The organism is Phenylobacterium sp., assembly GCF_037968635.1.
Lineage (GTDB): Bacteria > Pseudomonadota > Alphaproteobacteria > Caulobacterales > Caulobacteraceae > Phenylobacterium.
In genome coordinates, this window is the sequence record NZ_JBBKVV010000160.1 from 1 (window position 1) to 4295 (window position 4295).

Genomic DNA, 4295 nt, shown 5'->3' on the forward strand with positions numbered 1-4295 from the left:
GGGTCTCGCTGCGCTGGAAAACGATCCGCCGGACCTCGCCATCCTCGACGTGAAGATGCCCCGCATGGACGGCATGGAGGTGCTGCGCCGCCTGCGCCGGACATCGGACCTGCCGGTGAGTATCCTGACGTCCAAGGACGAGGAGATCGACGAGATCCTCGGCTTCAACCTCGGCGCCGACGACTACATGCACAAGCCCTTCAGCCAGCGCCTGCTGATCGAGCGGGTGAAGGCGGTGCTGCGCCGGGCCGGCGCCGACGCCGAGGAGGCCCTCGCGGTTCCCGGCGACGCCAGCGCGCGCGCGCTGAAGCGCGGCAAGCTGACCCTGGACCCCGCCCGTCACGACTGCCTGTGGGAAGGCAAGCCGGTGAAGCTGACGGTGACCGAGTTCCTGCTGCTGCAGTCCCTCGCCCAGCGGCCCGGCTTCGTGAAGAGCCGCGACAACCTGATGGACGCCGCCTACGACGATCAGGTCTATGTCGACGACCGGACCATCGATAGCCACATCAAGCGCATGCGGAAGAAGTTCCGCGAGGTCGACCCTGAGTTCGACGGCATCGAGACCCTTTATGGCGTCGGATACCGATACCGCGAGACCTGACCCGGGACGGCTGTCCTCATGGTTCAGCTGGCTGCCAGGCTCGCGCCTGGGGCGGCTCATCATCGTGCTCAACCTGCTGGGCCTGACGATCCTGATCTCCGGGGCCCTGGTGCTCAACGAACTGCGGCGCGGGCTGGTGAACGCCCGGATCGACAGCCTGACCACCCAGGGTGAGCTGATGGCCACCATCATCGACCAGGCGGCCACGGTGGGCGAACCCCTGCCGGCCATGGACGGCGCCTATGCCAGCCAGATCCTGCAGCTGCTGTCGAACCCCCGCACCCAGCGAGCGCGGCTGTTCGACAGCAAGGGCCGGCTGATCGCCGACAGCTACTGGGTGGCCGACCGGGTGGAGTGGAAGGTCCTGCCGCCCGCCCGGGCCCGCGACGACGCGCCGGGCTTCTCCCTGCAGCTCAACCAACCGCGCAAACCCCCGGCCCCGCAGCCGGGCGTGAAGAAGGCGCTGGCCTTCGAGGTCGCCCAGGCCCTGGACGGCAAGCATTGGTCGGGGATGCGCGCCGGCGACGACGGGGAGCGGGTGGTTTCGGTCTCCATCCCCATCCAGCACGTCCAGGCGGTGCTGGGGGTCCTGACCCTTGAGGCCAGCGATGTGGACGAGATCATCGCCCGCGAGCGGGTGGCCCTGATCCCGTTCATCCTGATCGCCATCGGGGTGACGCTTGCCTCCTCCCTGCTGCTCAACAACCTGATCGCCCAGCCGGTTCGCCGCCTGGCGCGGGCCGCCGACCGGGTGCGACTGAGCCGGGCGCGCTCCATCTCCCTGCCCGACATCGCCAAGCGCGACGACGAACTGGGGGACCTGACCCGATCCCTGCAGGACATGACCCACGTGCTGAGCGAGCGGATGGACGCCATCGAGCGGTTCGCCGCCGACGTGGCCCACGAAATCAAGAACCCGCTCACCTCCCTGCGTTCGGCGGTGGAAACTCTGGAACTGGTGAAGGATCCCGTAGCCCAGGCGCGGCTGATGAACATCCTGCAGCAGGACGTCACCCGCCTGGACCGGCTGGTCACAGACATTTCCAACGCCTCACGGCTGGACGCCGAACTCTCGCGGGAAGACCCCAAGGCCTTCGACCTGGGCCACCTGATCGGCGAGGTGGTGCAGCTCTATCAGGACACCACCAAGCCAGGCGAACCCACCGTCGCCTATACCCCGGCCGAGGTGCTGGAGCCGATCATGGTCTCCGGCCGCGAAGGCCCCCTTGGCCAGGTGTTCCGCAACCTGGTGGACAACGCCCGCTCCTTCAGTCCGTCGGGCGGCGAGGTCAGGGTCAGCCTGGAACGCAACAAGGGCGAGGCCACCATCGCCGTGGAGGACGATGGTCCAGGCATCCCGCCCGACAACCTGGAAACCGTGTTCGAGCGGTTCTACACATCCCGGCCCAAGGGCGCGGCCTTCGGCGGCAATTCAGGTCTCGGCCTCTCCATCGCCCGCCAGATCGTCGCCGCCCAGGGGGGGACCATCCACGCGGAAAACCGCGCTGGAGCAGACGGCGCTGTCGCCGGCGCGCGCTTCACCGTTGTCCTGCCGGAAGCGCGAAGGTGATTCATCACGCCGGATTGATCGCGGCCTTCATCGACGGTGGCTGGCGCGGCGCCCTGGTCCTGGGGGCTTCCGGCTCCGGCAAGAGCGACCTGGCGGTCCGCTGCCTGGATATCGGCTTCGCGCTGGTGGCCGACGACCGCGTGGAGCTTTGGACTTCGGCCGGCCGCCTCTATGGCCGCGCTCCGGAAACCCTGTCGGGCCGGATCGAGGTGCGGGGCCTGGACGTGCTGGCCGAGTCCGCACTGACCTGGTGCCGGGTCAACCTTTGCGTCCGCGCCGGAATCCCGGACCGCATCCCGGAACCGGCCTTCATCGACGACTTCGGGTTGAGGCTGCCCCTCATCACTCTCGCGCTGCTTGAGTCTTCGGCCCCTGCGAAACTGAGTCGCGCGTTACGACACCTTGGACGTGGCCAATAAGGAGCGTATCTAGGCGGCCTCGCGGCCGGCGTTTCGCCGCGGCCGGGTGGGGATTCCCGTTGAGAGAGTTGGCATGATCGGCCTCGTGATCGTTACACACGGGCGCTTGGCCGAGGAATTCGTCTTCGCCATGGAGCATGTGGTGGGCCCGCAAACCGCGGTCGCTTCCATCTGCATCGGGCCTGAGGACGACATGGAAAAGCGCCGCCAGGATATCCTGTCGGCCTGCGGACGCGTGGACACCGGCGACGGGGTCATCCTGCTCACCGACATGTTCGGGGGCACGCCCTCCAACCTGGCGATCTCCGTCATGGAGCAGACCAAGGCCGAGGTGATCGCGGGCCTGAACCTGCCGATGCTGATCAAGCTGGCCAGCGTCCGCACAAAGCTGCCGCTGCAGGACTGTGTGGCCCACGCCCAGGAGGCCGGCCGCAAGTACATCTCCGTCGCCTCCTACGTGCTGGCCGGCGAGAAATGACCGCGAGCCGCTCGGTCGAAATCGTCAATAAGCGGGGCCTGCACGCGCGGGCCTCGGCCAAGTTCGTCAAGATGGCCTCGACCTTCGACGCCGAGGTGACGGTCTCCAAGGACGGTTCGACCGTCGACGCCCGCTCGATCATGGGCCTGATGATGCTGGCCGCCGGCCCCGGCGCCTCCATCGAGATCCAGGCCGAGGGCGCAGAGGCGCAGGCGGCGCTGGACGCCCTGGAACAGCTGGTGGCCAACCGCTTCGACGAGGACGAGTAGGGTCATCTGCGAGGCCGCGCTTGCCGCGGCGGCTGCAAGAAGATTGACCACGAACCTCACGAACGACACGAACATTGAGTCAGAGAATGAGCCGCTCGATGCGCGCCTTTGGCGTGCATCCAAAGTTGACCAGCAGGCCGAGCCTCATGCCGGCGGCGTTGAGATAGTTGATCACCTGGGCTCGATGCTCCGGGACCAGGTCCTTCGTGGCCTTCAATTCAATGATGATGCGGCCATAGCAGACGAAGTCGGGCACGTACGCTTGGCGCGGGGTCGTGCCCTTGTAGGTCAGCTCCAGGGGCGGAGACGCGACGAAGGGGATGCCGCGCGCCGTGAATTCGAGCGCGAGACACTCCTGATAGACAGCCTCAAGAAACCCCGCGCCCATCTCGCGATTCACATCGAAGATCGCGCCCTGGATCGCAAACACCTCATCCGGATAGAGCACCCGTTCGTGGGGTTCGTGAGGTTCGTGGTCCATCTTTTCGCCATGGCCGCGCGCACTGAGACGGCCAAGCTAGCGCGACCTTGAGACTACGTCTTCAGCTTGTACCCGGTCTTGAAGATCCAGGTGATGGCCGCCAGACACAGCAGCATGAAGCCGAAGGTGGCCGCCAAACTGATCCCGACCCCGACGTCTGACTTGTCGTAGAAGGCCCAGCGGAATCCCGAGACCAGATAGACCACCGGGTTGAAGAGCGCGACGGTTTGCCAGACGCCCGGCAGCATGTCGATCGAGTAGAACGACCCGCCGAGGAACACGAGCGGCGTCACCACCAGCATCGGCACCATCTGCAACTGCTCGAAATTCTTCGCCCAGATGCCGATGATGAACCCGAACAGCGAAAACGACAGGCAGGTGATCACCAGGAAGGCGAACATCCAGACCGGGTGCTGGATCGTGATGTCGACGAAGAAGAACGAGGTGGCGAGGATGATCAGCCCGATCATCAGCGCC

7 protein-coding genes are annotated in these 4295 nt (G+C 66.3%); 5 read left to right on the top strand and 2 right to left on the bottom strand.

Going from position 1 to position 4295, the window contains the following annotated elements; translation table 11 throughout:
* From AAC997_RS17895 to AAC997_RS17915, 5 genes are all read left to right on the top strand, one after another.
* Positions 1–601 (top strand): response regulator transcription factor (locus AAC997_RS17895; RefSeq protein WP_340647062.1); only part of this gene is annotated, 601 nt, incomplete at its 5' end.
* Positions 570–2171 carry a stimulus-sensing domain-containing protein gene (locus AAC997_RS17900; RefSeq protein WP_340647063.1) on the top strand — a complete coding sequence of 534 codons (1602 nt, stop codon included), beginning with the start codon at positions 570–572 and terminating at the stop codon, positions 2169–2171. The genes AAC997_RS17895 and AAC997_RS17900, both read left to right, overlap by 32 nt.
* Entirely contained in the window at positions 2168–2590 is a 423-nt protein-coding gene (locus AAC997_RS17905; protein WP_340647064.1) for an HPr kinase/phosphorylase, read from the top strand. Before AAC997_RS17900 ends, AAC997_RS17905 begins: the two co-directional genes overlap by 4 nt.
* A 73-nt stretch (positions 2591–2663) precedes the next feature.
* Positions 2664–3068, top strand: a complete 405-nt coding sequence (locus AAC997_RS17910; protein WP_340647065.1) for a PTS sugar transporter subunit IIA — start codon at positions 2664–2666, stop codon at positions 3066–3068.
* Positions 3065–3337: an HPr family phosphocarrier protein gene (locus tag AAC997_RS17915; RefSeq protein WP_340647066.1), complete on the top strand. Its 273-nt coding sequence runs from the start codon at positions 3065–3067 to the stop codon at positions 3335–3337. The genes AAC997_RS17910 and AAC997_RS17915 overlap by 4 nt, the downstream gene beginning before the upstream one ends.
* A gap of 79 nt (positions 3338–3416) precedes the next feature.
* Here AAC997_RS17915 and AAC997_RS17920 read toward each other — a convergent pair whose 3' ends face one another.
* Together AAC997_RS17920 and AAC997_RS17925 are read right to left on the bottom strand one after the other, a co-directional pair.
* Positions 3417–3818: a GxxExxY protein gene (locus tag AAC997_RS17920; protein WP_340647067.1), complete on the bottom strand. Its 402-nt coding sequence runs from the start codon at positions 3816–3818 to the stop codon at positions 3417–3419.
* Positions 3819–3871: 53 nt separating this feature from the next.
* On the bottom strand, positions 3872–4295 hold a 424-nt coding region (locus AAC997_RS17925), incomplete at its 5' end, for an ABC transporter permease (RefSeq protein WP_340647068.1).

Coding starts and splice junctions, on each gene's coding strand:
- AAC997_RS17900 (WP_340647063.1), top strand. CDS start 570: ATGGCGTCGGATACCGATACCGCGAGACCTGACCCGGGACGGCTGTCC.
- AAC997_RS17910 (WP_340647065.1), top strand. CDS start 2,664: ATGATCGGCCTCGTGATCGTTACACACGGGCGCTTGGCCGAGGAATTC.
- AAC997_RS17915 (WP_340647066.1), top strand. CDS start 3,065: ATGACCGCGAGCCGCTCGGTCGAAATCGTCAATAAGCGGGGCCTGCAC.
- AAC997_RS17920 (WP_340647067.1), bottom strand. CDS start 3,818: ATGGACCACGAACCTCACGAACCCCACGAACGGGTGCTCTATCCGGAT.